The sequence below is a fragment of the Sphingomonas sp. UBA978 genome, assembly GCF_002292295.1.
Classification (GTDB): domain Bacteria; phylum Pseudomonadota; class Alphaproteobacteria; order Sphingomonadales; family Sphingomonadaceae; genus Sphingomonas.
In genome coordinates this window covers 132,774-157,587 of the sequence record NZ_DBBS01000014.1, presented here as the reverse complement: position 1 = coordinate 157,587, position 24,814 = coordinate 132,774, and the positions used below count along the sequence as shown (strand labels likewise).

Annotated in this window: 17 protein-coding genes and 1 pseudogene; 8 read left to right on the top strand and 10 right to left on the bottom strand. The window is 69.7% G+C overall.

The genetic code is table 11. From position 1 onward, the window contains the following. Window positions 1-9 precede the first annotated feature (9 nt). Window positions 10-1,158 (top strand): HlyD family secretion protein, encoded by a 1,149-nt coding sequence (locus B2515_RS07100; RefSeq protein ID WP_293875229.1) that lies wholly within the window; start codon window positions 10-12, stop codon window positions 1,156-1,158. Between the two features lie 86 nt (window positions 1,159-1,244). On the opposite strand, the gene B2515_RS07095 is transcribed toward B2515_RS07100, so the two are convergent. After that, on the bottom strand, window positions 1,245-1,589 hold the full coding sequence (locus B2515_RS07095) for a GIY-YIG nuclease family protein (protein ID WP_293875227.1): 345 nt from the start codon (window positions 1,587-1,589) through the stop codon (window positions 1,245-1,247). 291 nt (window positions 1,590-1,880) lie between these two features. Here B2515_RS07095 and B2515_RS07090 point away from each other — a divergent pair, with 291 nt between their 5' ends. From B2515_RS07090 to B2515_RS07080, 4 genes and pseudogenes are all read left to right on the top strand, one after another. Next, window positions 1,881-3,245, top strand: coding sequence for an efflux transporter outer membrane subunit (locus B2515_RS07090; protein WP_414711373.1), 1,365 nt, complete (start codon window positions 1,881-1,883; stop codon window positions 3,243-3,245). A 77-nt stretch (window positions 3,246-3,322) separates the two neighbouring features. Beyond that, window positions 3,323-3,574, top strand: coding sequence for a hypothetical protein (locus B2515_RS07085; protein WP_293875223.1), 252 nt, complete (start codon window positions 3,323-3,325; stop codon window positions 3,572-3,574). Window positions 3,575-3,603: 29 nt separating this feature from the next. Next, window positions 3,604-3,957 (top strand): annotated as a pseudogene (locus tag B2515_RS17340) (PAS domain-containing protein); the annotation flags it as partial. 21 nt (window positions 3,958-3,978) lie between these two features. Continuing rightward, window positions 3,979-5,694 (top strand): ATP-binding protein, encoded by a 1,716-nt coding sequence (locus tag B2515_RS07080; RefSeq protein ID WP_414711372.1) that lies wholly within the window; start codon window positions 3,979-3,981, stop codon window positions 5,692-5,694. A gap of 25 nt (window positions 5,695-5,719) precedes the next feature. Here B2515_RS07080 and B2515_RS07075 read toward each other — a convergent pair whose 3' ends face one another. Genes B2515_RS07075 through B2515_RS07060 form a run of 4 tightly spaced genes read right to left on the bottom strand, consistent with a single transcriptional unit; the run spans window position 5,720 to window position 10,359 of the window. After that, window positions 5,720-6,556, bottom strand: coding sequence for an HpcH/HpaI aldolase/citrate lyase family protein (locus B2515_RS07075; RefSeq protein ID WP_293875219.1), 837 nt, complete (start codon window positions 6,554-6,556; stop codon window positions 5,720-5,722). 12 nt (window positions 6,557-6,568) lie between these two features. Further along, a complete protein-coding gene (gene mprF / locus B2515_RS07070; protein WP_293875407.1) occupies window positions 6,569-9,118 on the bottom strand; it encodes a bifunctional lysylphosphatidylglycerol flippase/synthetase MprF in 2,550 nt (849 codons plus the stop codon). Window positions 9,119-9,123: 5 nt separating this feature from the next. Then, the gene (locus B2515_RS07065; protein ID WP_349676235.1) at window positions 9,124-9,546 is read right to left on the bottom strand and encodes a DUF2147 domain-containing protein; all 423 of its coding nucleotides are present in this window, start codon (window positions 9,544-9,546) and stop codon (window positions 9,124-9,126) included. Between the two features lie 24 nt (window positions 9,547-9,570). Continuing rightward, complete coding sequence (locus B2515_RS07060; protein ID WP_293875215.1) at window positions 9,571-10,359, bottom strand: AcvB/VirJ family lysyl-phosphatidylglycerol hydrolase; 789 nt, start codon at window positions 10,357-10,359, stop codon at window positions 9,571-9,573. Between the two features lie 135 nt (window positions 10,360-10,494). On the opposite strand from B2515_RS07060, the gene B2515_RS07055 reads away from it, so the two are divergent. Together B2515_RS07055 and B2515_RS07050 are read left to right on the top strand one after the other, a co-directional pair. Continuing rightward, window positions 10,495-10,806, top strand: coding sequence for a DUF485 domain-containing protein (locus B2515_RS07055; RefSeq protein ID WP_293875213.1), 312 nt, complete (start codon window positions 10,495-10,497; stop codon window positions 10,804-10,806). Beyond that, complete coding sequence (locus B2515_RS07050; RefSeq protein WP_293875211.1) at window positions 10,803-12,524, top strand: cation acetate symporter; 1,722 nt, start codon at window positions 10,803-10,805, stop codon at window positions 12,522-12,524. The genes B2515_RS07055 and B2515_RS07050 overlap by 4 nt, the downstream gene beginning before the upstream one ends. Before the next feature lie 14 nt (window positions 12,525-12,538). On the opposite strand, the gene B2515_RS07045 is transcribed toward B2515_RS07050, so the two are convergent. The 4 genes from B2515_RS07045 to B2515_RS07030 all read right to left on the bottom strand — a co-directional run bounded on the left by B2515_RS07045 (window position 12,539) and on the right by B2515_RS07030 (window position 20,945). After that, window positions 12,539-14,926, bottom strand: coding sequence for a membrane-bound PQQ-dependent dehydrogenase, glucose/quinate/shikimate family (locus B2515_RS07045; protein WP_293875209.1), 2,388 nt, complete (start codon window positions 14,924-14,926; stop codon window positions 12,539-12,541). A gap of 110 nt (window positions 14,927-15,036) precedes the next feature. Next, window positions 15,037-16,941: a M61 family metallopeptidase gene (locus tag B2515_RS07040; protein WP_293875207.1), complete on the bottom strand. Its 1,905-nt coding sequence runs from the start codon at window positions 16,939-16,941 to the stop codon at window positions 15,037-15,039. Window positions 16,942-17,005: 64 nt separating this feature from the next. Beyond that, entirely contained in the window at window positions 17,006-20,389 is a 3,384-nt protein-coding gene (locus B2515_RS07035) for a class I SAM-dependent DNA methyltransferase (RefSeq protein ID WP_293875205.1), read from the bottom strand. A gap of 163 nt (window positions 20,390-20,552) precedes the next feature. Then, entirely contained in the window at window positions 20,553-20,945 is a 393-nt protein-coding gene (locus B2515_RS07030; protein ID WP_293875203.1) for a hypothetical protein, read from the bottom strand. Between the two features lie 122 nt (window positions 20,946-21,067). On the opposite strand from B2515_RS07030, the gene uvrA reads away from it, so the two are divergent. Next, on the top strand, window positions 21,068-23,971 hold the full coding sequence (gene uvrA / locus B2515_RS07025; RefSeq protein ID WP_293875201.1) for an excinuclease ABC subunit UvrA: 2,904 nt from the start codon (window positions 21,068-21,070) through the stop codon (window positions 23,969-23,971). 141 nt (window positions 23,972-24,112) lie between these two features. On the opposite strand, the gene B2515_RS07020 is transcribed toward uvrA, so the two are convergent. Next, a complete protein-coding gene (locus B2515_RS07020) occupies window positions 24,113-24,778 on the bottom strand; it encodes a Crp/Fnr family transcriptional regulator (protein WP_293875199.1) in 666 nt (221 codons plus the stop codon). Between the last annotated feature and the right edge of the window lie 36 nt (window positions 24,779-24,814).

Sequence of the window (24,814 nt, the reverse complement as noted above, 5' to 3'; positions counted from 1 at the left end):
CCGCCAACGATGACTGACAGCCGCAGCCCCGTCGATCCCGTCCCCGCCACCGAGGAAGCGCAGGCCGCGGCCACCCCGCCGAGCGACCCCGCCGGCTCCGGCTGGCGCCCGCGGCCGCCCAGCCGCACCGCCTTGTTCGTCATCGTCGCGCTCGCGCTCGGCGGCGTGCTCGCGGTGCTCGCGGCGTGGCGTCTGCCGCCCTTCGCCAACGCCTATCAGTCGACCGACAACGCCTATGTCCGCGGCCGCACCACGGTGATCGCGCCGCAGGTCTCGGGCTATGTCACGCAGGTCTATGTCCGCGACTTCATGGACGTGACGGCGGGCCAGCCGCTCGTCCAGATCGACGACCGCATCTACCGCCAGCGCGTCGATCAGGCGAGCGCACAGGTCAACGCGCAGGAGGCGACGCTCGCCAACGCGCTGCAATCCGAACGCAGCCGCACCGCCAGCCTCGCCGCGCAGACCGCCGCCGTCGCCAATGCGCAGGCGCAGTTGATGCGCGCGCAGGCGGACATGAACCGCGTCAACGACCTCGTCACCGACGGCTCGGTCAGCTTGCGCGAGCGCGACCAGACGCTCGCGGCGCGGCGACAGGCGCAGGCTGCGGTGCAACAGGCGAATGCCGCCCGCCAGATCGCGCAGCAGGACATCCGCACCGTCCAGGTCGGCCGCGGCGGCCAGCGCGCCGGCGTTTCCGGCGCCGAGGCGACCCGCCGCCTCGCCCAGATCGACCTCGCCAACACCGTCATCCGCGCCCCCGAAAGCGGCCGGCTGAGCGAGGTCGGCGTCCGCGTCGGCCAGTATGTGACGGCGGGCTCGCAGCTGATGTTCCTCGTCCCGCCCGAAACCTGGGTGATCGCCAATTTCAAGGAAGCGCAGACCGCGCGCATGACCGTCGGCCAGCCCGCCAGCTTCACCGTCGACGGCCTCGCCAACGCGCGCCTCTCCGGCCATATCGAACGCATCTCGCCCGCCGCCGGATCGGAATTCGCGGTGCTCAAGGCCGACAATGCCACCGGCAATTTCACCAAGGTCCCCCAGCGCATCGCCGTCCGCATCCGCATCGATCCCGGCCAGCCCCTCCGCAACCGCCTCCGCCCCGGCATGTCGGTCCAGGCCCGCATCGACACCACCAACGGCCCGGTGATCCGGTGAGTGATCCGGTGTTCCCCCCGCCAAAACACCCCCGTCACCCCGGACTTGTTCCGGGGTCCACCCTTCCGCGAGCGAGAGGCATGCGATCACTCCAGCGGCGGCAATCCGAGACCGACCGCCAAATCCGCCCAATCGGGATTGTCCCGCTCGATCAGGTTCTTCTTCCAGTCACGACGCCATGCCTTGATCCGCTTCTCGCTGGCGATGGCGCTTTCCATCGTGTCCGCGATGTCGAACCATACCAGCATCGCGACGCCGTAACGGCTGGTGAAGCCCTCGAAAGTACCGGCCCGATGCTGCATCACCCGGCCGACCAAATTGGATGTCACGCCGGTGTAGATCGTGCCATTGAAGCCGCTGGCCAGCATGTAGACGCACGGTTGCCGATCGCTCATGACGACGAACATGCCGTCCGGGGTGACGAAGGGCATTGGGTACTGGCGCTGCCTCACTCGGCGGCGCAGCCTCTAATTGACGCTGCACGTCGCGATCAAACCCTGCCGATCGCCACAGCCGCAACACCTCCGCGCCTCCGCGTCTCCGCGAGAACCCATATCGCCCTGTCCGCGCGGTACCCGGTTTGGTTTCACGCAAAGGCGCGAAGGCGCGAAGATGTCTTGCCGCTGGCGACGGCATCGCGTTCCAGCCGGGTCGCTGATGAACGGACCGCGGCTGCATCCGGCGCCCCATCGTCGCGCCTTCGCGCCTTCGCGTGCACGACCCTGCTCTGCCTCACCCTCGCCGCCTGCATCGGCCCCCGCCCCGCACCACCCGCCACCAGCGCCGTCGTCGCACCGCCGCAATGGCGCACCGCGCTCGGCGACGGCCAGCCGATCCGCGCCGACTGGTGGAATGCGTTCGGCGATCCCGTCCTCACCCGCCTGATCGACCGCGCGCTCGCCGACAACGTCGACCTCGCCGCCGCCGCCGCGCGCATCGACGAGGCGCGTGCCGGCGCCCGCCTCGCCGCCGCGCAGCGTACGCCGACGCTCGGCGGCACCCTGCCCGGCACCACCGGCCAGACCGTCAGCCCGCTCGGCACGCCCAGCGACGCGATCGGCGCGCAGCCGGCGATCACCGCTAGCTACGACCTCGACCTGTTCGGCCGGCTGCGGCAGGCGTCCCGCGCCGCGCAGGCGCAATTGCTCGCCAGCGAGGGCGCGCGCGACACCGTCCGCCTTGCCATCGCCAGCGGCGTCGCCACCGGCTACATCACCCTGCGCGCGCTCGACCAGCGGCTCGCCGTCGCGCAACAGACGCTCGCCGCCCGCACCGAGGCGCTGCGCATCGCGCGCCGCCGCGCCGAGGCCGGCTACACCTCCAACCTCGAACTGCGGCAGGCAGAGGCGGAATATCGCGCCACCCAGCAGCTCGTCCCCGCCGCGCAACTCGCGATCAGCCGACAGGAGAATGCGCTCGGCCTGCTGCTCGGCACCAGCCCCGGCCCGATTCCGCGCGGCGTGCCGCTCGACCGGCTGGTCGCGCCCGCGATCCCCGACGGTCTGCCCGCCGACCTGCTCCGCCGCCGGCCCGACCTGTTCCAGGCGGAACAGACCCTGGTCGCCGCCGACCGCACGCTCGACAGCACACGCGCGGCGATGCTGCCCAATCTCGCGCTCACCGGCTCGGCCGGCGTCGTCCTGTCGACCGCGCTCGCCAATCCGATCGGCGTCTTCTCGATCGGCGCCAGCATCCTCTCGCCGATCTTCGACGGCGGCCGGCTGCGCGCGCAGAGCGACATCGCCACCGCCCGCCGGGATCAGGCCGCCTTCGCCTATCGCCGCACCGCGCTCGTCGCCTTCCAGGAGGTCGACAATGCGCTCGCCGGCGTCCAGCGCTCGGCCGAACAGGCGACCGCGCTGGGGCTGCAGGTCGATGCGCTCGCCGGTGCGCTGCGCAATGCCAGCAACCGCTATCGCGCCGGCTACACCTCGTACATCGAACAGCTCGACGCCCAGCGCGGCCTGCTCACCGCCGAACTCGCATTGGTGCAGGCGCGCGCCGACCGCGCCACCGCCTATGTCGCGCTCTATCAGGCGATGGGCGGCGGCTGGGACCGTACGGCGATCGCCGCGACCGCGCGCTGAGGCGCCGCTCGGTTCGTCGGAAAACGCAGGATCGCTCCGCCTTGCAGAACGTTGGCGGCCCAACATAGGAGAAGTCCATGCCGACCGAGCAACCGAGCAACGCCCCCGACGCCCCCGACGGCATTGCGCCGCGTGACGCTGATACCGCCGCCGGCGTGCTGCACGACGGATCGCGCGACACCAGTCCGGGCGGCGGCGGCCTCGGCCCGCGATCGGCGACGCCGGGCACCGCGCCGCACGGCACCACGCCCAATGCCCCGATCGATACCGGCCTGCCGCAAGAGGACGCCGCGACCGAGGCGCGCCGCCGGGCGACCGACGCTTCCTGATCCCACCGACGAGAGACGATTCGCCGCCGATGGCCGATGAAGACCTGAAGACCTCCGGCGCGATCAGCGTCGGCAGCTGGGACTGGGACGTGGTGGCAGACCGCGTCACCGCCGATCCCGCCTTCGCCCGCCTCTATGGCGTCGACGCCGCCGCGGCGCGTGCCGGCGCCCCGATCGACCGCTTCTTCGCGGCGATGCATCCCGACGACGCGCCGCGCGTGCAGGCGGAGATCGCCGCCGCGCTCGCCAGCGGCGAGCCGTTCGAGAGCGACTATCGCCTGCGCCAGCCCGACGGCCGCGCCCGCTGGGTCGCGGCGCGGGGCCGGGCGACGCTCGACGCCGACGGTCGCGCGATCCGCTTTCCGGGTATCAGCTTCGACATCGATACGCGCAAATCGGCGGAAATGCGGCTGCAGGCGCTCGTCCAGCTCAACGACGCCCTGCGCAGCGCCGGCGATCCCGCCGACCTCGCTTATGCCGCGGTCGAAATCCTCGGCCGGATGCTCGACGTCAGCCGCTGCGGCTATGGCACGATCGACCGCGAGGCGGAGACGATCGTCACCGAGCGTCCTTGGTGCGCGCCGGGCATCGCGCCGCTGCCCTCGATCCTCCACTTCCGCGACTATGGCTCCTATATCGAGGATCTGAAGCGCGGCGACACGGTCGCGATCGGCAACGTCTACGACGATCCCCGCACCCGCGACACCGCCGAGGGGCTGAAGGGCCTTGCGGCGCTGTCGTTCATCAACATGCCGGTCACCGAACAGGGCGGCTTCGTCGCCCTGCTCTACCTCAACAATGCCGTCCCGCGGCCATGGCTGCCCGAAGAAATCGCCTTCGTCCGCGACATCGCCGAACGCGTCCGCGACGCGGTCGAGCGCCGCCGCGTCGAGCACGAGCTCGCCGCGCTCACCGCCAGCCTCGAACAGCAGGTCGAGGAGCGCACGCGCGAACTGATGGTCGCCGAGGCGCATCTGAGGCAGGCGCAGAAGATGGAGGCGGTCGGCCAGCTCACCGGCGGCCTCGCCCATGATTTCAACAATATGCTGACCGGCATCTCGGGCGCGATCGAGATGATGCAGGTGCGCATCCGTCAGGGCCGGATCGGCGAGCTCGAACGCTATTCGACCGCAGCGCTCGGCGCCGCCCGCCGTGCCGCGGCGCTCACCCACCGGCTGCTCGCCTTCTCGCGCCGCCAGACGCTCGATCCCAAGCCGACCGACATCAACCGCCTGATCGACGGGCTGCGCGACCTGATCCAGCGCACCGTCGGCCCCGGCGTCGAGATCGAGGTGGTCGGCGCCGGCGGCCTCTGGCCGGCGATGGTCGATCCCAACCAACTCGAAAACGCGCTGCTCAACCTATGCATCAACGCGCGCGATGCGATGCCCGACGGCGGCCACATCACGATCGAGACCGCCAACCGCTGGCTCGACCAGCGCGCCGCGCGCGACCGCGATCTCGAACCCGGCCAGTATCTGTCGCTCTGCGTCACCGACACCGGCACCGGCATGACGCCGGAGGTGCAGGCGCGCGCCTTCGACCCCTTCTACACCACCAAGCCGATGGGCGAGGGCACCGGGCTCGGCCTGTCGATGATCTACGGCTTCGCGCGCCAGTCGGGCGGGCAGGTGCGCGTCTATTCCGAACTCGGCCAGGGCACGACGATGTGCATCTACCTGCCCCGCCATTACGGCGATGCGGAGGAGGAGGGCGCCCCGGTCGGCGCCGTCCTGCCGGTCGCGGCGGAGGGCCGGCATTCGGTGATGGTCGTCGACGACGAACCGACGATCCGCATGCTGGTGGTCGAGATCCTCGAGGAGATGGGCCATACCGTGCTCGAGGCGGGCGACGGTGCCGCGGCGATGCGCCTCCTCGCCACCGGCGCGCAGGTCGACCTGCTCATCACCGACGTCGGCCTGCCCGGCCAGATGAACGGGCGTCAGGTCGCCGACGCCGCCATGGCCTTGCTGCCGCAGCTCAAGGTGCTGTTCATCACCGGCTATGCGGAAAACGCCGTGATCGGCAACGGCCCGCTCGCGCCCAATATGGCGCTGGTCACCAAGCCCTTCGCCATGGAAGTCATCGCCGACCGCGTCCGCGCCATTCTGGAAGGCTGACCCCGCCCCCGGCTCGGGGCGGAGGTCAATAGGCCAGCAACCGCTCCGCCTCGGCGAGGTGGAGCCGCTCGACCATCGCACCGTCCAGCCGGATCGCGCCCTTGCCCGCCGCCTCGGGCGCGGCGAAGGCCGCCACCACGCCCCGCGCCCACGCCAGTTCCTCGTCCGACGGCCCGAACGCCGCATTGGCCGCGGCGATCTGCCCCGGATGGATCAGCGTCTTGCCGTCGAAGCCCAGCATCGCGCCCTGCGCGCATTCCGCCGTCAGCCGCGCCTCGTCGCCGATCGCGTTGCACACCCCGTCCAGCACCACCAGCCCCGCCGATCGCGCCGCGATCACCATCTGCGCCAGCGCCGGCACCAGCGGCGCGCGGTCCGCGCCGGGCCGGCAGCGCATCTCCTTGGCGAGGTCGTTGGTCCCCGCGATCAGCAGCTCCAGCCCCGCCCCCGCCGCGACGATCTCCGCCAGCCGCAGGATCGCGCCGCACGTCTCGATCATCGCCCATAGCGGCGGACCGTCCGCGCCCAGCAGCGCGCGCACCGCGCTCAGTTCCGCCGCAGACGCCACCTTGGGCACCACCACCGCCGCGACGCCGGGCGCGCCCGCCAGCGCCGCCGCATCCGCCGCGCCCCATGACGTATCGAGCGCGTTGATCCGCACCGCACACGCCCGCGCCCCGAACCCTTCCTCCGCGGCCGCCAGCGCCGCCGCCCGCGCCTCGTCCTTCGCCTCGGGCGCGACCGCATCCTCGAGGTCGAGGATCACCGCATCGCACTTCAGGTCCCGCGCCTTGGCCATCGCCCGCGGGTTGGAGGCGGGCATGAACAGCACGCTGCGGCGCCGGAGGGTCTGCTGGGTCATGCGCCCGTCCTATCAGGCGCTCACCAGCCGGGCGAGATCGATCAGCGTCCGCGGCATCGCCGCGCCCGGCGGCGTCGCGATATAGCGCGACACCCAGTCCGGCCCGTATTTCGCCTTGAACGCGCGCAGCCCGGCAAAGCCGTACAATCGCTCGCCATTGGCATACATCGCATGGCCCAGCCGCGCCCACAGCGGCGCCAGCCGCCCGCTCGGCATCCCCGACAGCGGCGCCATCCCCAGGTTGAACCGCCCGTAGCCGCCCTCGCGCGCCCATTCGATCAGCCGCACCATCATCATCTCCATCGTCCCGTAGGGCGCATCGGGGCGGTGGCGCATCAGGTCGACCGACGCCTCCTCGCCGTCGCCCGACACCCAGACGTTGGCGAAGGCGACGATCCGCCCCTCCACCCGCACCAGCGCGATCGGCGAGCGCGCCAGATAGGCCGGATCGAACGCGCCCAGGCTGAACCGCTTCTCGCACCCCGCCTTGTCCGCCAGCCACGCCGCCGACACATCGGCGAGGTCGGGGATCAGCCCCGGCACCACGCCCGCCGGCTCGACCGAGAAGACCGCCCCCGCCGCCTCGGTCCGCCGCACCGCATGGCGCAGCGACTTGCCGCGCGGCCCCGCCATCGAGAAGGTTGCGGTCGCGACATGCGCCTCCTCGCCATATTTGATCGCGTGCAGCCCCATCTCGACGAACAGCGGCAGCATCCGCTCGCTCGCCTGATAGAAGCACAACCGTCCCGACCGCGCGTCGCAGGCGCGGCGGATGCTCCACACCAGCTCGCTCCACGCCGCGACCGGGCCGACCGGATCGCCCATCACCACCCAGCTGCGCCCCTGCACCCGGTACATCAGGAACGCATCGCCCGCCGCGGACACGACGAAGCTCTTGTCCCCGGTCCACGCCAGCGCGGCGTCGCTGCGCGATGCATGCGCCCGCGCCGCCGCGATCACCGCCTCGGGCGGCAGCGCATCGGGCAGCGACCGCGTCGCGCTCGCGGTCAGCAACTGCCACGCCGACGCCGCGGTCAGCAGCACCCCGGCGGCGAAGCTCGCGCGCAGGAACCGCGGCGCATTGGCGTCGAACGCGAATCGCCACCACAATTCGTCGCTGTAGGGGGTGCGCTTGTAGGCGAAGAATCCCGCCCAGATGCTCAGCCCCAGCGCCGCCGCCGCCGCGACCAGCCATGGCCAGCGCGGCCGGTCGGTCAGGATGCCGCCCTCGCGATAGAAGCTCGCCCGGCAATATTGCAGCACGCCCGCGACGATCAGCTGCAACGCCGCCTCTTCGTAATCGAGGCCCTTGGTCAGCGAAAAGATCGCCCCGCCGATCAGCAGGATGCGCGCCGCCGCCCAGCCCGAGCGCAGCCGCGCGGTCAGCGCCGGCGCGACCAGCAGCATCGCGGTGCCGATCAGGCTCCCCGCCATGTGCGATCCCTCGATGAACGGCAGCGGCACGAGGTCCTGCAGGTCGGCGAGCCGCCCCTTCACCCCCGGCAGCGCGCCCGACACCAGCAACACGAAGCCCGCGACGAACACCAGCACGGTGACCGCGCTCGGCGCCAGCAGCTGCCCGGCACGGTCGACATAGGACAGGCCGCGCCGGATCGGATGGCGCAGCCGCCACCCCTCCGCCGCCGCGATCCCGATCGCCGCAATCAGCAGCGGCAGCAGATAATAGATCAGCCGGTACAGCAGCAGCCCCGCGAACAGCGCCGGCCGGTCGCCCGGCACCGTCGCCAGCACCATCGTCTCGAACACGCCGAGGCCGCCCGGCACGTGCAGCAGCAGCGCGACGACCACCGCCACCGCATAGGCGACGACGAACGCCGGAAACGCCGCCGCCGCCGCATGCGGGGTGAGCACGAACAGCGCCGCCGACGCCGCGATCAGGTCGGCGAGCGACAGCCCGCCCAGCGCCGCCATCTGCCCGAGCCGCGGCAAGGCGATGCGCAAACGACCCCACCCCAAGGTCTCGCGCCCGCTCGCCCGCACGATCGGCAGCACGGCGAGCGCCGCGACCAGCACCGCCCCCAGCCCGCGCGCCGCGCCCGCCCCCAGCGTCACCGGCCCCAGCACGATGCCGTCGCTCACGATCAGGCCGATCCCGCCCGCACCCGTCACGCCCGCCCAGAACGCGAGCGCGCAGATCGCCGCGACCTGCGCGATCTCGCCGAACGCGAGTCCCGCCGCGCCGTACAATCGCAGCCGCGCCGACCCGCCGGTAATCAGCGACAGGCCCAGATTGTGGCTCAACGTGTAGCTGGTGAACGATCCCGCCGCCGCGATCCGCCACGGCAACGGTCGCCCGACGCTGCGCAGCGCGACCCAGTCGAGCCCGGTCAGCAGCAGGTAACTGACCGCGGTCAGCGCCAGCGCCGCGGCGATCCGCACATCCGCCACCGCATGCAGCGCGGTGCGCACGTCGCTCAGATGCACCGCGCGCAGCACCAGCCGCAACGCTTCGAACCCGATTCCCGCGACGACCAGCACCGCCGCGACCGTCAGGCTGCGGCGGTGCCGGGTCGCCAGCGCGATGACGGCATCCAGGCGCATGGTCGTCACGCCACCCGGTGCCAGACCTGCGATTTGCACAGGAAGCCGCCGACCAGACAGCCCGAGATGCTCAGCGTCCCTGCCGACGTCTGGCGGATGCGCGAGGAAAAGCTGCGCCCCATGTCGGGGACATAGACCCGCCCCGCCCAGCTGCCGTGCCCCTCCGGCCGATAGCCCTGCAGCAATTGCGTGCCCACCAGCGCGGCGACCCCGGCGTCGCGGGCATCGGCCTGCGCCTGCGCGCTCGCCCAGACGATCTGCCCGCACAGCGATCCGTCGGCGCACAGGCCGGTCTGCACCGCCAGCGTCCCCTTGGGATTGCTCCAGCGGCCGATCACCGCGTCCGGCCGCAGTGCCGCCCCCGCAGACGCGCCTGCCGCCAGCGCCATCAGCGTCGCCGCGCCGATCGCGACCCTCTTCGCCGTCATCATCATCCCCCTCTTCTCATCCTGTCACCCCGCGAACGCCTCGGGCGCCGCCCGCCGCACCGCCGCCAGCACATGGCCGAACAGCCCCGCATGATCCTCGTTCAGGAAATGGCCGCCCGGCATGGCGATCGCGCGCTGGTTGCGCAGGCGCACGTGCGGACACACGCTGTCGCGCTCGGCGACACCGTAGATGCACGTCACCGGCGTCCAGTCCAGCCGCGCGAGCGTCGCCGCGCCGCGGCTGTCCGGCGTCTCGCGATAGGCGAGGCCGGTCGGGTCGGCACGGAAGAACACCGACGTTCCCGGCACCACCAGCACCACCCCGGCGACATGCGCACGCAGATCGGCGGGCAGCGCCGCCAGCCCGGTCTGCACGATATCGGCGCCATAGCTCTGCCCGATCAGCACCAGCCGGTCCGCGTGCGTCTCCGCCAGCGCCCGCCGCACGCCGTCCGCGACGATCGCATCGATTTCCGTTCGCGTCCGGCGGGTGCGGAACGCGGTCGGCGCGTTGATCCCGACCACGGTGATGCCCTGCGCCACCAGCGCCTGTGTCGTATAGGGGGCGGGACCGAAGCGCAGCCCCATGTCGCCCGACATATAGAGCACGCCGACCGGCCGCTTCGCGCCTCGCGCGGCGAACAGCCGCACGGGATCGCGATCGAAAAACCCCGCCACCGCGGCGACGCCGATCAGCGCGACGGCGACGACGACGCCGATCCCGGCGCTCCATCGCATCCACCGCCGCTGCCGTCGCTCGGGTGCATTCAGGCCCATCCCGCCGCCATGCGCCCGCGCCACTGTCCCGGGCATGGCGGCGACATGAACTTTTCGTCACCCGCCGCGCGTTCAGCCGCCGGCACCGGGTCATTCGCGGTTGCGCGCCGCGTCGCTTGCGTCATGATACCGCTATCGACCCCGATCGCAGGGTCGCACCGGGGAGGGTGAATGACCGACGCGCAGCTCACGCGGATCGCCGACGATCCAAGATACCGCCAGCTCATCCGCGCGCGCGGCCGGTTCGGCTGGCTGCTGTCGGGCATCATGCTCGCCGCCTATTTCGGCTTCGTCCTGCTCGTCGCCTTCGACAAACCCTTCCTCGCGCAGCCGATCGCGGCGGGCGACGTCACCTCGCTCGGCATCCTGATCGGCTTCGCGCTGATCCTCCTCGCGATCCTGCTCACCGGCCTCTACGTCGCGCGCGCCAACCGCGATTACGACGCCGCGCTCGTCGCGCTCGTCGCGGATCACACGCCATGACGCGCCGGCTCCTCGCCCTGCCGCTCGCCCTGCCGCTCGCGGTGCCGTTCGTCCTGCTCGCCACCCCCGCGCTGGCCGACGGCATCGCCGGCCAGATGCAGCAGCAGCCGACCAACTGGACCGCGATCGCGATGTTCGCGGCCTTTGCATTGCTGACGCTCGGCATCACCCGCTGGGCGGCGCGGCGCACCCGCACCGTGTCGGACTTCTACACCGCGGGCGGCGGCATCACCGGTTTCCAGAACGGCCTCGCCATCGCCGGCGACTATATGTCCGCCGCCAGCTTCCTCGGCATCTCGGCACAGATCTTCAACGACGGCTATGACGGGCTGATCTATTCGATCGGCTTCCTCGTCGGCTGGCCGATCATCCTGTTCCTGATGGCCGAGCGGCTGCGCAACCTCGGCAAGTTCACCTTCGCCGACGTCGCCTCGTTCCGCTTCGCGCAGACGCCGGTGCGCAGCTTCGCCGCGACCAGCACGCTGGTCGTCGTCCTCTTTTACCTGATCGCGCAGATGGTCGGCGCAGGGCAGCTCATCAAATTGCTGTTCGGCCTGCGCTACGAATATGCCGTCGGCATCGTCGGCGTGCTGATGACGCTCTACGTCCTGTTCGGCGGCATGACCGCGACGACCTGGGTCCAGATCATCAAGGCGGTGCTGTTGCTCGGCAGCGCCACCTTCATGGCGCTGATGGTGCTCGCGCAATTCGGCTTCTCGCCCGAGGCGCTGTTCGCCCGCGCGGTGCAGGTAAAGACCGGCCTCGCCGCCGCCACCGGCCTCTCGCCCGCCGAGGCGTCGACGCGCGGCGCGTCGATCATGGGGCCGGGCAATTTCATCAAGGATCCCGTCTCGGCGATCTCCTTCGGCATGGCGCTGATGTTCGGCACCGCTGGCCTGCCGCACATCCTGATGCGCTTCTTCACCGTGCCGGATGCCAAGGCGGCGCGCACGTCCGTCCTCTGGGCGACGGGGTGGATCGGCTATTTCTACCTGCTCACCTTCATCATCGGCTTCGGCGCGATCGTGCTGGTCGCGACCGATCCGGGCTATGCCGACGGCGCCGGCGGACTGATCGGTGGCGGCAACATGGCGGCGATCCATCTCGCCCATGCGGTCGGCGGCAACCTGTTCCTCGGCTTCATCTCCGCGGTCGCCTTCGCCACCATCCTCGCCGTCGTCGCCGGGCTGACGCTGTCGGGCGCCTCGGCGGTCAGCCACGATCTCTACGCCACCGTGTTCCGCAAGGGGCAGGCGGACAGCGCCGCCGAACTGCGCGTGTCGCGGCGCACCGTGCTGGTGCTCGCCGCCGCGGCGATCCTGCTCGGCATCGTGTTCGAGAAACAGAACGTCGCCTTCATGGTCAGCCTCGCCTTCGCGATCGCCGCTTCGGGGAATTTCCCGGTGCTGATCCTGTCGCTGCTGTGGAAGGGGTGCACGACCCGCGGCGTGGTCGCCGGCGGGACGCTGGGCCTCGTCCTCGCCGTCGTCCTCACCATCCTGTCGCCCGCGGTCTGGGTGACGATCCTCGGCCACCCGGCCGCGATCTTCCCCTATTCGTCGCCGGCGATCGTCTCGATGCCGCTTGCCTTCCTGACGATCTGGCTCGTCTCGATCCTCGACCGCTCACCGCGCGCCGCGGTCGACCACGCCGGCTACGCCGCGCAGCGCATCCGCGCCGAAACCGGCATCGGCGCGGAGGGCGCGTCGGCGCATTAGGTCACTTGGGCAGGTTATTTGGGCAGGGCATAGGCGATCACCGAATCGCCCAGCTTCGTCCCCAGCGAGCCATGCCCGCCGGCGACCACGACGACGAACTGCCGCCCGCTCGCGGCGGAGCGGTAGGACATCGGCGTCGCCTGCCCCCCGGCGGGCAGGCGTGCGCGCCACAGCACCTTGCCGGTGCGCGTGTCATAGGCGCGCACGTAATTGTCGATCGCCGCCGCCATGAACGCGACCCCGCCCGCGGTCGTGATCGGCCCGCCCAGCGACGGCACACCCAGCTTGAATGGCATCGGCAAAATCGTCTCGTCCCGGATCGTGCCGTTCTTGTGCTCCCAGACCTTCTTGCCGGTCGTCAGGTCGATGCCGGCGACATAGCCCCAGGGCGGCGACTGGCACGGCAGCCCGGCGAACGACAGGAACGGGTTCATGTCGACCGCGAACGGTGCGCCGGTGTTGGGGTTGTAGCCCGCCTCCTGCGACCCCTTGCGGTCCGATCCGCCCGCCGGCCCGCGTTCGCCCGCCCCGCCCGCGTCGTCCGCCCGAGGCACCAGCCGGTCGACGAACGCGACATAATTCGGATGGGCGAACGCCACCTGCCGCACCGGATCGATCGAGATGCCGCCCCAGTCCATCACCCCGAAATTGCCCGGGAACACCAATGATCCCTTCAGCGACGGCGGCGTGAACGCGCCCTTATAGTCGAGCGACCGAAAACGGATGCGACACCACAATTGGTCGAGCATCGTCGCGCCCCACATATCCGTCTCGCGCGCCGGCGCCGGCATCAGCGAGACCGCGCTGAACGGCTGCGTCGGCGACGTCCGGTCGCCCGGCGCGGCACCGGCCGGCACCGGCCTCTCGGGCGCCGGGAACACCGGCCGCCCGGTCCGCCGGTCGAGCACGAACAGATTGCCCGTCTTGGTCGACTGGACCAGCGCCGGCACGCGTCCGCGCCCCGGCAGGTTGAGGTCGACCAGCGCGGGCTGCGCCGGCACGTCCATGTCCCACAGATCGTGATGCACCGTCTGGTACACCCAGCGCGGCCGCCCGGTCGCGATCTCCAGCGCCAGCACCGACGTCGCGAACCGCTCGGTCGTCGCGGGCCGGTTGCCGCCCCATTGATCGACCGCACCCATCCCCATCGGCAGATAGACGAGGCCCAGCGCCTCGTCGGCGGCGGGCGTGCTCCAGCTGTTCGGCGACGACGGCGTATAGCGCTTGCCCGTACCCAACGGCGCGGTGTCGTCGGGGTTACCCGGATCGAAATTCCATACCAGCCGCCCGGTCGCGGCGTCATAGCCGCGGATCACACCCGACGGCACCTTCGTCGAGATATTGTCGAACACCGCCCCGCCGGTGATGACCAGCCCGCGCGCGACCAGCGGCGCCGACGTCACCTGATACCAGCCCTGGTTGTAATGCGGCTGCCCCGGCAACAGGCTGACCGTGCCACCCTGACCGAAGCTCCGGCACAGCGCGCCCGTCTTGGGGTCCAGCGCGATCAGCCGGCTGTCGTTGGTCGCGAGGAAGATCCGCTGCGGGCAGTCGCCCACATTCGCGCCCGCCTTCGCGCCATCCCAATAGGATACGCCGCGGCAGGTCAGATGCTGCATGTTCTTGGACGAGGTCGCGATCTTCGGGTCGAAGCGCCAGCGCTCCTTGCCCGTCTCCGCATCGACCGCGATCACCCAATTGTGCGGGGTGCACAGATACACCGTGTCGCCGACCTTGATCGGCGTCATCTCGTATGTCGTCTCGCCCGGATCGCCCGCGCGCTTGACGTCGCCGGTCTGCAATTGCCACGCGACCTTCAGATTACCGACATTGGCCGGCGTCAGCTGCGTCAGCGGCGAGAATTTGTCGCCCCGCCAGCTGCGCGCATAGGCGGACCAGTCGTCGTCCGGCACCCCGCCCGCATTCGCCACCAGTGCCTCGCGCGGTCCCGGCAGCGTCCCGTCCAGATTGTGGACGTCGCGCGTCAGCGACACCGCGCCGAACACCGCCGCCAGTCCTAGCGCGCCCGCCAGCGGCCCCGCCGCCCGCCGCCACGTCGTCCCGGGCACCAGCCGCCGCACCGTCCACGGCAGCGCCAGCAGCGCACCGAAGATGAAGATCAGGTCGCCGCGCGGCACCAGCGGCCACCAGTCCGCACCGATCTCGAACCACGCCCAGACCACCGTCCCCAGCACCAGCGCCGCGAAGACGTGCAGTGCCGCCACCTGCCGCCGCCACAGCAGCGCCGCGGTCGCCAGCATCGCCAGCCCGGCGACCGCGTAGAACAGGCTGCCGCCCAATGTCGCCAGCCACACGCCCCCGGCCAGATTGAGCAGCCCGACCACGCCGATCACGACGGCGAGGATATGGGGCCATCGGGCGGGATGGCGGACGGTCTTCATACGGCAGCTCCGGGTTCGTTCCCGACACTACTGCCGCGCCGCAGCAATGTTCCGTTACAATAGCCCGTGACGGTTGCTTTTTTTGCCCCCGCGCCCGCCCGCGGCGGCGGTCAGTTCCCCAGCCAGGCGGTCCGGAACGCCATCTGCGCCGGCGTCACCGCGACGCCCGCCGCCTCGCCGCGCACCAGCTCGACCATCGGGTTCGCCGCCAGCTGCATCGTCGCCGCCCGCTCCACCCCGCGCTGGCGATAGCGGACCGCGATCCGGTCGCCGGGCCGGTGCGTGGCGAGCAGCGCCTTCACCGCCGCCGGGTCGGTCGCCACCATGCCGTCGAGGCGCAGGATCGTGTCGCCCCGCTCCAGCCCCGCGGCATAGGCGGGCGCCGTCGGCCACGGTGCCTCGCCGACGATCACGCCGCCGTCCTCGCCCGCCACCACGGTCAGCCCCGCCCAGCCATGTGCGGCGTCCACGGGCCGCAGCACCAGCCCCGCCTGCCGCAGCAACGGCGCATAGTCCGGCAGGCCGCTCGCATGCACGCTGCCGTCGAAGAACGCCTTGGCGAAGCCGGGATCGCGCGTCACCTCGCCCAGCGCGCGTTCCAGATCGGCGGGCGTATAGGCGCGCTCGGGATCGCCCAGCGTCGTCCACAGATGCCGCATATAGGCGTCCAGCGTCAGCCCGCGCTGGCGCAGCTGCAGGTCGAGCGCCAGCGCGATCATCGCGCCATAGGGGTAATAGGACACGTAGATGTTGGGATTGACCTGATCGATCGCCTTGGCCGCATCGACGAACGGCGCGCGCAGGCTCATCTCCTCCGGCCCGCCGTACAGCCGCGCCGGCCGGGCGACGACCGCAGCCAGCGTCCCGCCCAACTGCGCAAGGAAATCGTCGACGCTCATCTCGCCCGCACGGCGGATCATCAGCGGCCCGTAATATTGCGTGAACCCTTCCGCGAACCACAGGCTCGGCGTCGGATTGGCACGAGTAAAGTTGAATGGCTCCAGCTCGGCGGGACGCAACCGCTCGACGTTCCAGCTGTGGACGAATTCGTGGCTCAGCGTGTTGATCTGCGCGAACTTCGCCTCGCGCAGCGACCGCTGGTCGGTAATGATCGTCGAGTTGCGATGCTCCATCCCGTCGCCGGCGATCTGCGGCAGGTAATCGGCGATGAAGGTATAGGTGCCGTAATCGTAGCGCGGCGCCTGCCCGAACAGCGCATAATGCTGCGCGATCACCCGCTTCACCTTGGCGGCATAGACGTCGAGATCGGCCTCGGTCCCGGCATGATGCACCGCCAGCCGCACCAGCTGCGTCCGCCCCTTCGCATCGGTCATCGGCCATTCGCGCAAGGCGAAGTCGCTGAGCTCGGTGGGGCTGTCCATGAAATACTGGAAATTGGGCGCCCAGAAGCTGTCCGCCCCCTTGGCCGCCGGCAATTGCGTCGCGATCTTCCATTTGGGATCGAACGGCCGGAACCGCACCCGGATCGGCTTCGCCTCATAGCCCGGCGCCCACAGGAAGGTCGCCGGCATGTTGAGATGCGCATGCGTCGCGTCGATCTGCGCATAGGTGCCGTCGCCCCAGTCGCCGAACAGCGTGTAGGTAACGACCACCGTGCCGTCATGCCCGGCGACGCTCCAACCATAGGGATCGCTGCGCGTCACGACGAGCGCCCGCCCGGCGCCGTCCTTCGCCGAGACGCGATAGACGTTCTTGGCGAATTCGTGGATCGCATAGCGCCCCGGCGAGGATCGCGCCATCTGCACCCGCAGCGGCCCCGCCGGCACCGCCCGGAACGTCGCCGTCACCTGTGCCTCGTGATGCATCGCATGGGGGAAGGACACGTCATACGCCACCGCCGCCGCATCGCCCGGATCGAGCGCCTGCTGCGCCGCCACCGTGCTGGCGGCGGTCGGCACGGCACCCGCCGCCGGCGTCCGCGCCTGCGCATGGCCCGCCATCAGCGCCAGCCCGCCCGCCAGCCAGTATCCCGCCTTCATCGCCACGCCGCTCATCCCTCGTCCGTTCGGCGTCCATCTGCACGCACGACGAAACGTCTGGCAAGCATTCCCGCCCGCCTCACGCCGCGCGGCGCAGCACGAACCCTCCCCCCGTATGCGCGACATGCCCCAACCGCTCGAGCGCCGCCAGCGTCGCCAGCACCCGCCGCTCCACCTTGCGCCCCTGCGCAAAACCGCGCGCGATCGCCTCGGCGCTCATCACCCCGCCATGGCGCAGCGCGTAAAGCACCGCCGCGGTCTGCCCGATCGCATCGCGGGGGAAGCTTGGCTTCCTCGCTGCGATCGCCGGGAACAGCGCCTCGATCTGCTCTGTCTGCGCCGTCTTTACGGTCGGCAGCGCGGGCAAACCGGTACGGCCGATCTGATAATCGGGCCGGAGCCAGCGCACTGTTCCAGACAGCTCTTCGACATGACGTTCGGCGTTCAAGGCCACCAGTCGCGCGATGATCTCCTCCCCCGACAGATCCCCCGGCCAGCCATAGGTCGCCACGACACCCGCATCGATCTGGTCGTGGAGCTCGATGATGATGTCGACCAACCCGTTCTGCCGATCTTGCTGCTCCTCCTGCGTCAGCGCGATGCCGCCGCGCACCTTTTCGCACAGATTGTACAGGCGGGTCAGCGTCAGGGCATCTCGCCCCGCGAGCACGGCCTTGCGGGTCGCGTCCAGTTCTTCCGCAAGCTCACCGATGATCCGGCGCTGTTCCGGCGTGGCATCCGGAAACGGAAAGGGATCAAAGACCTTCGATTTGGAATAGCGCGGATCGTTGCCGATCCCCAACCAGCCACCGACGCGCAGCGCCCATTCGGTGTGCACCCGGCTCGTCAGAACGCCCAGCTCGTATCCCGTCTCGAAAGCGAAGCTGACGACCATGTGATCCGGCACCACCTCGCTGGAAATAAATTGGAAAATGCGATGCTTGGCCGTTTCGGTCGTTCCGATATAACGGCTCAGCCCAAACAATGCCGGCCGAAACGTGCGACGGGGCTCGCCGAAAATCCACCAACGATCCCTGAACGCCTCCCGCCGGTTCGTGGCTCTGACCGGCTTTACGGTAGCGAGCAGATGTTGATAGACTTCGGGGTAGCTCAGTCGAACCTCTTTATCGTCCAGACCGAACGCGTCGATCACCCACCGGTTCGTACTCGCCCTCACCAGATCGGATCCGCCCAGGTACGGCTTGACGATGGCGGCCGATGCCGGCCGTACGGCAAGGATATGACGGGCCACGGCATCGGCGAGGACGAAGCCTCGTCCGGCAAGCATCATGCCGTTGCAAGATAGCCCATCGTTCGCACGCAAACCAAAGGCCGATGCCGCATCATGGCCGATCGTGAGGTCGGCATTGATCCGCCCGACGCTGGTTTCGAACGACAATTCCGGCGCGTCACTGTCCAGCTGCCGTTCCGACACGACGGTCAGCAAGGTACCCTCGCGATGACCGGCTTCGCAGACGGTCATCGCGATCCGGACCGCAGCGGCATCCTTCGTCGCTTTCGTCCACGGATGATCGGCGATCGCCATGACGAGGGCGATCGACGGGCGTCCCTCGATACGCCGCGCAATAAGGCGTCGACTGAATTCCTGCGTGATCGAGTTCGTGGTGACGAATCCGAACCGCTTGAGCCGGGTTGCTTGGTCCGACAACAATCCGGCGGCACGATCCCACCAGTACATGACGAAATCCGCCGATCGGTTGATCTTGGGATAGGCCTTCCACAAGGCTTCGACGTACGGATCACCCAGTGCCGAGCGGAGCGCGGCGCCCTTTCCGATGAAGGGCGGGTTGCCGACGATATAATCCGCCTCCGGCCAGTCCGGCTGCCGGGGATTGGGCAATTCGATCCCGCTGCCATCCGCCTTCATCCGTGCGGGATCATGGCGGAGCACCGCGTCCATTACGGTGATGTTGCGCAGCCGCTCCAGCACCGGGTCGGCCACCGCGCCCTTGTTGCGCAATTGCCATTGCAGATAGCCCAGCCACAGCACCAGCTCCGCGATCGCCGCCGCGCGCGGGTTGAGCTCCAGTCCCAGAAACTGCTGCGGGTGCACCGTCGCCGTCTCCAGCGCCAGCGCCTCCTGCCCGCCCAGATCGGCGAGCACCTCGAGCACGTCGCCCTCCAGCCGCTTCATCAGTTCGAGCGCGACGTACAGGAAATTGCCCGTGCCGCACGCCGGGTCGAGGACCCGCGTCGCCGCCAGCCGCTCGTGGAACGCGTGCACCGCGCGGATCGCGGCGCCCACGTCCTGCGTGCGCTCGCGCTCGACCGTGCCAAGCACCGTCTCCTCCCATTCGCGCTGCAACGGCGCGATGATCGTCGCGATCACCAGCCGCTCGACATAGGCGCGCGGTGTGTAATGCGCCCCCAGCCGCCGCCGCTCGACCCGGTCCAGCGCCTGTTCCAGCATCGTGCCGAAGATCGCCGGTTCAACGTCGCGCCAGTCGTGTCGCGCCGCCGCGCACAATTCGCCGATCTCCTCGCGCGCCAGCGGGATCGCGTGGCAATCGGCGAACAGCCCGCCGTTGAACTGGCGCACGTCGCGGCGCAGCAGCGCTGAAAAGCCGCCGGTGTCCATCGTCCGCCACAAATCCTCCAGCATCGGCGCGAACGCGTCGGGATGGTCGAGCGCATCGGTCAGCACCTGGCTGAAGCTGCCGCGCTCCAGCAGGCCGGTATCCTCGGCGAACATCGTGAACAGGCAGCGCATCAGGAAATGCGCGACCGGCTCGGCGGCATGGCCGCGATCCTCCAGCCGCTTGCTGACGTTGGCGAGCCGCCCGGCGATATCCTTGGTGACCTTGGCGGCATGTTTCGACGGATCGAGCGACTGCGGCTCCAGCCAGATCGCCCGCAGCCGGTCGCGCACGTCGGAATCGCGCAAATCGTCCAGATAGATGCGGAATCCGCTCCGGTCCGGGAACTGGCGGTAATTCTTCCCTTGCCCCGAAAAGTCGGCGAACACCTCGATCGCATGGCCCACGTCCACCACCAGGATGAACGGCGGCCAGCCATGGCTCTCGGGCAGCGCGCGCGCATATTGCTCGGCCTGTTCGCGCGCGTTGCGCATCAGCACGTCCCAGCCGCGATGCGCGCTGCGCCGCCCGCGCGGCACCTCGATCCCCGGCAGCGTCGCCTGCGCATCGCCCAGCGCCACCTCCTTAGCGCCGCCCCGCTCGCGGCTTTGCTTCGCCTCCAGCACGAAGCTGCCGCGGCGATACAGGTCGATCCGCCCGTGCCGCCCGCTTCCCTCCGCATCCGGAAAGGTCACGCCGCGCTCGAACACATAATCGTTGCGCGCATGCGTCGCGTCGGCCGGATCGGGCGGCGGCAGCTCGAGCAGTGCACACAATTCGGTCAGGAACAGCGGAAAATTCGCCCGCTCCGCCCCGCCCTCGTTACGTCGCCACCGCTCGACGAACCGCTCGATCGCCTCGTCCATCCGCCCCGCTCCCCACCCCGCAAAGGTGACAGGGTGGCGCGGATCGGACACGGCAAACTATTGAAGAATAATCCATTTTCGCGGCAACGCCGCGGCGGGACGGCATGACGGTCGGATATTACATCCGAAATCGACCATCGCCGGCAAAATCCGGCATACAGGCTCAGCCCTTCTTCCCCCCGAACAACCGGCCGAGCATCGCCTCCGCCGCCTTGCCCACCGCCTCTGCGATCGCCTGCGGATCGGGCTGCGTCTGCGTCCCCTGCGGCGGGATCGGCGGGGTGGGCGGCGTCGGCGCCTCTGGCGCGCGCGGCGCATCTGGCGCCCGCGGTGCCTCCGGCGCAGCGGCCGCCTCGCGCTTCGCCCGGCCCTTCGCCACCGCGGCGGTCGCCGCCGCGGCCGCCATCGTCAGCCCCGCCGCCAGCATCTCGCGCCCCTGCGGGCTTTGCGCCTTTTCCAACAACGCACCGCCGATCTCGCGTACCTCCCTGGGCAGCTTCACGCCCATCACCTCCTTGGGGAGCTTCGCCTTCTTCGTCTTCGTCTTCTTGCCCATGCCGCAGCCTCTTTCATGTGTATCGGACAGGTAAGACACCGGTCGGGTGCTTTCAATGCGGTCCGCGCGTTCCTACGTGGCGGGACTAGCCCCCGGCAAAGAACAGAAGTAGAACCAGCCCCATGCTGACCAAGATTTCCGTACGCGGCGCGCGTGAACACAATCTCAAGGACGTCGACGTCGACATCCCCCGCGACACGCTGACGGTCATCACCGGCCTGTCCGGCTCGGGCAAATCCTCGCTCGCCTTCGACACCATCTATGCCGAGGGGCAGCGCCGCTACGTCGAATCGCTGTCGGCCTATGCCCGCCAGTTCCTCGAACTGATGCAGAAGCCCGACGTCGATCATATCGAGGGGCTGTCGCCGGCGATCTCGATCGAACAGAAGACGACGTCGCGCAACCCGCGCTCGACCGTGGCGACCGTCACCGAGATCTACGATTACATGCGCCTGCTCTGGGCGCGCGTCGGCGTACCGTACAGCCCCGCCACCGGCCTGCCGATCGCCGCGCAGACCGTCAGCCAGATGGTCGACCGCGTCCTCGCTTTGCCCGAGGGGACGCGCGCCTATCTGCTCGCCCCCGTCGTCCGCGGTCGGAAGGGCGAATATCGCAAGGAACTCGCCGAATGGCAGAAGGCGGGCTTCACCCGCGTCCGCATCGACGGCGAAATCCATGAGATCGACGAGGCCCCCGCGCTCGACAAGAAGTTCAAGCACGACATCGAGGTCGTCGTCGACCGGCTCGTCGTCCGCGGCGATATCGCGACGCGCCTCGCCGAGAGCTTCGAGACCGCGCTCAAGCTCGCCGACGGCCTCGCCTATATCGACCCGGTCGACCCCGTCGAACCGCACACCCCCAAATCCGAAGTGCTCGGCGACAACGCGCCCACCGGCCGCATCGTCTTTTCCGAAAAGTTCGCCTGCCCGATCAGCGGCTTCACCATCGCCGAGATCGAGCCGCGGCTGTTCTCGTTCAACGCGCCGCAGGGCGCCTGCCCGGCCTGCGACGGCCTCGGAGAGAAACTGCTGTTCGACGAGGATCTCGTCGTCCCCAACCATGCGCTGTCGATCAAGAAGGGCGCCGTCGTCCCCTGGGCCAAGTCCAACCCGCCCTCGCCCTATTACATGCAGGTGCTCGGCTCCCTCGCGCGCGAATTCGACTTCAGCCTCGACACGCCCTGGGCCGACCTGCCCGAGAGCGTCCACGCGCTCATCCTCAACGGCAGCAAGGGCAAGCCCGTCACCCTCACCTTCATCGACGGCAAGAAGAAGTACGACGTCAAGAAGCCTTTCGAGGGCGTCGTCGGCAATCTCAACCGCCGCCTGCTCCAGACCGAGAGCGCATGGATGCGCGAGGAGCTGTCCAAATACCAGTCGTCGCGCCCGTGCGAGGTCTGCCACGGCGCGAGGCTGAAGCCCGAGGCGCTGGCGGTGAAGATCGCGACCAAGGACATCGCCTATGCCACCCATCTGTCGGTGGTCGACGCGCTCGCCTTCTTCACCGATATGCCGAACCACCTCGGCGACCAGCAGCGCGCGATCGCCGAACGCATCCTGAAGGAGATCGTCGAGCGCCTCGGCTTCCTCAACAACGTCGGGCTCGACTATCTCAACCTCGACCGCACCAGCGGCACGCTGTCGGGCGGCGAGAGCCAGCGCATCCGCCTCGCCAGCCAGATCGGCAGCGGCCTGTCGGGCGTGCTCTACGTGCTCGACGAACCCTCGATCGGCCTGCACCAGCGCGACAACGACATGCTGCTCGCGACGCTCCGCCGCCTGCGCGACCTCGGCAACACCGTGCTCGTCGTCGAACATGACGAGGATGCGATCCGCACCGCCGATTACATCATCGACATGGGGCCGGGCGCCGGCGTCCACGGCGGCCAGATCGTCGCGCAGGGCACGCTCAAGCAGATCCTCAAGAGCAAGACCAGCATCACCGCCGATTACCTCAACGGCACGCGCGAGGTCCCCGTCCCCGCCACCCGGCGCAAGGGCAACGGCAAGCAGCTGACCGTCCACAATGCGCGCGCCAACAACCTCACCGGCGTCACCGCCAGCATCCCGCTCGGCACCTTCACCTGCATCACCGGCGTGTCGGGATCGGGCAAGTCGAGCTTCACCATCGACACGCTCTACGCCGCCGCCGCCCGCGCGCTGAACGGCGCGCGCATCCTCGCCGGCAAGCACGACAAGGTCACCGGCCTCCAGCATCTCGACAAGGTCATCGACATCGACCAGTCGCCGATCGGCCGCACGCCCCGGTCGAACCCGGCGACCTATACGGGCAGCTTCACCCAGATCCGCGACTGGTTCGCCGGCCTGCCCGAAAGTCAGGCGCGCGGCTACAAGCCCGGCCGGTTCAGCTTCAACGTCAAAGGCGGGCGGTGCGAGGCATGCCAGGGCGACGGTGTGCTCAAGATCGAGATGCACTTCCTCCCCGACGTCTACGTCACCTGCGACGTCTGCCACGGCGCGCGCTACAATCGCGAGACGCTGGAGGTGAAGTTCAAGGGCAAGAGCATCGCCGACGTGCTCGACATGACCGTCGAGGATGCCGCCGAATTCTTCAAGGCCGTGCCGCCGATCCGCGACAAGATGGAGATGCTGGTCGAGGTCGGCCTCGGCTACGTCAAGGTCGGCCAGCAGGCGACGACCCTCTCCGGCGGCGAGGCGCAGCGCGTCAAGCTCGCCAAGGAACTCGCCCGCCGCGCCACCGGCAACACGCTCTACATCCTCGACGAACCGACCACCGGCCTGCATTTCGAGGACGTCCGCAAATTGCTCGAGGTGCTCCACGCGCTGGTCGAGCAGGGCAACACCGTCGTCGTCATCGAACACAATCTCGACGTCATCAAGACCGCCGACTGGATCGTCGACCTCGGCCCCGAAGGCGGCGTCAAGGGCGGCGAGATCGTTGCCGTCGGCACCCCGGAAGAGGTGGTGAAGGAATCGCGCAGCTTCACGGGCAAGTATCTGACGCCGCTGCTGAAGGGGCGTGGCCAGGCGGTGGCGGCGGAATAGGGCGGGCCCACCCCATATCCGTCATTGCGAGCGCAGCGAAGCGATCCAGAGCCGCAACAGAACGCCCTGGACTGCCTCGTCACGCGCGCAATGACGACTCGCCGGAACACTCAACGCAGCCTCCACCCCCGCCAGCGCCCCCTATCCCCCCGCCAGCCCCCGCAACACCGCCCGGTCCACGATCGCGATCCGCGCATAGGCCAGCCGGATCGCGCCCTGCTCCGCCAGCGCCCGCAAGTGCCGGTTCGCCGTCTGCCGCGACACGCCAAGCATCACCGCCACCTCCTCCTGCCGGACGTGGAACGTACCGTCCGCCTCATCCAGCCGGCCGAGCAGCAGCTTGGCTAGCCGCGCCGGCACCGGCAGCGACAGTGCCTCCGCGATGAAGTCGAGCGCGATCCGCTGGTGCTGGCAGACGAGCCGCCCGAGATCGTGGTATAGCGCCGGCAGCCGTTCCGCGGCGCGATGGAAGGCCGCCGTCGATACGTGCAGCACCCGCGCCGCGCCGAACGCCTCGGCATCGTGCGGTCGCGGTCCGCCGTCCAGCGTCGACACCTCGCCGAACCACGTCCCCGGCCGCAGGATGAGCGCGAGGAACTCCGCCCCCGCCGCCGGATAGCCCTTCAGCCGCACCTGCCCCTCGATCACCGCCCACAGCCCGTTCGGCGCATCGCCGATGCCATAGATCAGCCCGCCCGCCGGCACCGCCCGCACCCGCGCCTCGGCGAGCAAGGCGTCCTGCCGCGCCGGCGCCAGGCTGGCGAACCAGCGGTCGGTCTCGAGAGGCGTGCGGTCGATCGCGATCACCCCCGGAAACAAGGCGCATCGGCCGACTTTGTCAAC

Coding starts and splice junctions, on each gene's coding strand:
- B2515_RS07080 (WP_414711372.1), top strand. CDS start 3,979: ATGCGGCTGCAGGCGCTCGTCCAGCTCAACGACGCCCTGCGCAGCGCC.
- B2515_RS07045 (WP_293875209.1), bottom strand. CDS start 14,926: ATGAAGACCGTCCGCCATCCCGCCCGATGGCCCCATATCCTCGCCGTC.
- B2515_RS07085 (WP_293875223.1), top strand. CDS start 3,323: ATGCCGACCGAGCAACCGAGCAACGCCCCCGACGCCCCCGACGGCATT.
- B2515_RS07100 (WP_293875229.1), top strand. CDS start 10: ATGACTGACAGCCGCAGCCCCGTCGATCCCGTCCCCGCCACCGAGGAA.
- B2515_RS07035 (WP_293875205.1), bottom strand. CDS start 20,389: ATGGACGAGGCGATCGAGCGGTTCGTCGAGCGGTGGCGACGTAACGAG.
- B2515_RS07075 (WP_293875219.1), bottom strand. CDS start 6,556: ATGACCCAGCAGACCCTCCGGCGCCGCAGCGTGCTGTTCATGCCCGCC.
- B2515_RS07065 (WP_349676235.1), bottom strand. CDS start 9,546: ATGACGGCGAAGAGGGTCGCGATCGGCGCGGCGACGCTGATGGCGCTG.
- B2515_RS07040 (WP_293875207.1), bottom strand. CDS start 16,941: ATGAGCGGCGTGGCGATGAAGGCGGGATACTGGCTGGCGGGCGGGCTG.
- mprF (WP_293875407.1), bottom strand. CDS start 9,118: ATGCGCCTGGATGCCGTCATCGCGCTGGCGACCCGGCACCGCCGCAGC.
- B2515_RS07060 (WP_293875215.1), bottom strand. CDS start 10,359: ATGCCCGGGACAGTGGCGCGGGCGCATGGCGGCGGGATGGGCCTGAAT.
- B2515_RS07030 (WP_293875203.1), bottom strand. CDS start 20,945: ATGGGCAAGAAGACGAAGACGAAGAAGGCGAAGCTCCCCAAGGAGGTG.
- B2515_RS07095 (WP_293875227.1), bottom strand. CDS start 1,589: ATGCCCTTCGTCACCCCGGACGGCATGTTCGTCGTCATGAGCGATCGG.
- B2515_RS07050 (WP_293875211.1), top strand. CDS start 10,803: ATGACGCGCCGGCTCCTCGCCCTGCCGCTCGCCCTGCCGCTCGCGGTG.
- B2515_RS07055 (WP_293875213.1), top strand. CDS start 10,495: ATGACCGACGCGCAGCTCACGCGGATCGCCGACGATCCAAGATACCGC.
- uvrA (WP_293875201.1), top strand. CDS start 21,068: ATGCTGACCAAGATTTCCGTACGCGGCGCGCGTGAACACAATCTCAAG.